The organism is Barnesiella sp. CU968, assembly GCF_905219685.1.
Classification (GTDB): Bacteria; Bacteroidota; Bacteroidia; order Bacteroidales; family Muribaculaceae; genus Lepagella; species Lepagella muris_A.
Genome location: NZ_CAJMXD010000472.1, coordinates 1 through 2,009 on the forward strand (window position 1 = coordinate 1; position 2,009 = coordinate 2,009).

At 47.3% G+C, this 2,009-nt stretch carries 1 protein-coding gene; it reads right to left on the reverse strand.

Features of this window, described 5'->3' with window-relative positions; all coding sequences use genetic code 11:
* The coding region (locus JX312_RS12830) for a bifunctional (p)ppGpp synthetase/guanosine-3',5'-bis(diphosphate) 3'-pyrophosphohydrolase (protein ID WP_204458309.1) at positions 1 to 1,923 on the reverse strand (1,923 nt) is incomplete at its 3' end.
* Positions 1,924 to 2,009: the final 86 nt, after the last annotated feature.

Genomic DNA, 2,009 nt, shown 5'->3' on the forward strand with positions numbered 1-2,009 from the left:
ACGCTCCTGGATATGGCTGGCGTTGGGGCAGTCGTTTTTATGTATTTTTACCGATCCGTCGGATGAAATGAACCCGAACACATCGTCACCATAAATCGGATTGCAGCATCTTGCAAATTTATAATTCAGACCGTTGATATTTTTTTCTCCGATCACAAGCACATCATTCCTGGGCGTATCCTCTTTCGGAGTGATCAGCTGGAATTCTTCGGCAGACACATGTTCCGTCTCTATCTGGCGCGTTGTGAAATCGATATATGTGTTAAGGAAACGTCCCGCGTCTATTTTATTCTCTCCCATATCGGCAAAGAATTCGATGGCAGACTTATATCCCCGCTTCTTTATCATTCTCATCAGCTCTGCCTCTTCAATCTCTATCTTGCGGTTTTTCGCACGTCTTGACAGAGCTTCCTTACCTATGTCGGCAAGACGCTGTTTCTCCTCGTTGAGACTCTGTTTTATTTTATTGCGGGCTTTCGATGATGTTACAATGTTCAGCCATTCGTGGCGCGGCGTCTGGTTGGCGGATGTAAGGATTTCAACCGTGTCTCCGTTCTGCACTTTGTAGTTCAGTTTTTTGTGCGCCCCGTTCACAACAGCTCCGGTGCAGTGGGCTCCGACGTTTGTGTGTATGTGGAAAGCGAAGTCAAGCACAGTCGCTCCGGCTGACATTCTGAAAAGATCACCCTTGGGAGTGAATGCGAAAACTTCCTGTCCGAAAGCATCAGCCTTTATGTTTTTCATGAGCTGCATCGGTCCCGCTTCTGCAGTCTCAAGGATGTCGCGTATATTGTTCATCCATTTGTCGGAGCTGTCGCCTTTTCCCCCTTTGTAACGCCAGTGGGCGGCAAGACCCTTTTCAGCCACGAGATCCATTCTTTCCGTGCGGAACTGCACCTCGACCCATTTCTGTCCCGGACCCATGACTGTGGCATGAAGACTTTCATACCCGTTGCTTTTCGGCAGAGTTATCCAGTCTTTCATTCTGGCAGGATTCGCCGTATACATATCGGCAAGAATGGAATACGCCAGCCAGCAATCCTGCTTTTCCCGTTCTCGCGGAGTGTCGATAATCACACGTATTGCAAAAAGGTCGTAGATTCCCGGGAGATCGACCTTCTGCTTTTTCATCTTGTTCCAGATCGATGATATGGATTTGGTGCGTCCTTTGATCGTGAAAGTAAGTCCTGCATCTTCCAGGCGTGCCTTGACAGGGGCTATGAACTCACTGATATACTGGTCTCGAGAGCGTTTCGTCTCGTTCAGTTTCCTGGCGATCTGTGTGTAGATATCCCGGTTTGTATATTTGAGAGAAAGATCTTCAAGTTCACCCTTTATTTTGTAAAGACCGAGCCTGTGTGCAAGCTGGGCGTAAAGACAGTTTGCCTCAAACGCCACATTGCGCACCCAGTCCTCATCGGGATGATGATTTATGGAACGCATCAGCATCAGGTTTTCCACAATCATGATGATGATGACCCTGATGTCATGAGCCAGCGCAAGCATAAGCCCCCTGAAATTTTCCTGGTTATGAGCCGAATTGCGGTTGCTGAATTTAGAGACACTTGCAATTCCCTCAAGCAACCCTGCAATGTCCTCGCCCCATTCTTTTCTTATAGAATCGATTGGCAGTAATCCTTCGTGATAGAGCGGATAAAGTAGTATTGCGATTATGATGTTGTGATCCGGATCGACCATGTCTGCAAAAGCGCAAGCAGTTTTAAGCGCAAGGATTGCAAGAGGTATTCCTCTTGACGAGTGGGCTCTGCTGCTACGTAGCATGCCATCGCGCAAGACAGCGGTGAAACGCGACAGTTCGTCTTCCGCCATATGCGGCAGAATGCGGGTATTGATTTCAGTTGCAAGCATAGCCACCTCCCGGAGTTCAAGGAGGCTCAGTTTTTCTACCTGTATCTTCTCCATAGTCAAGAAGCTTTTAAGAGTGTGTTTACTTTTAACACGAATTAAAGCTAAATGCGTTTCTTGAAATTCTTTAAGTCATCATAGTG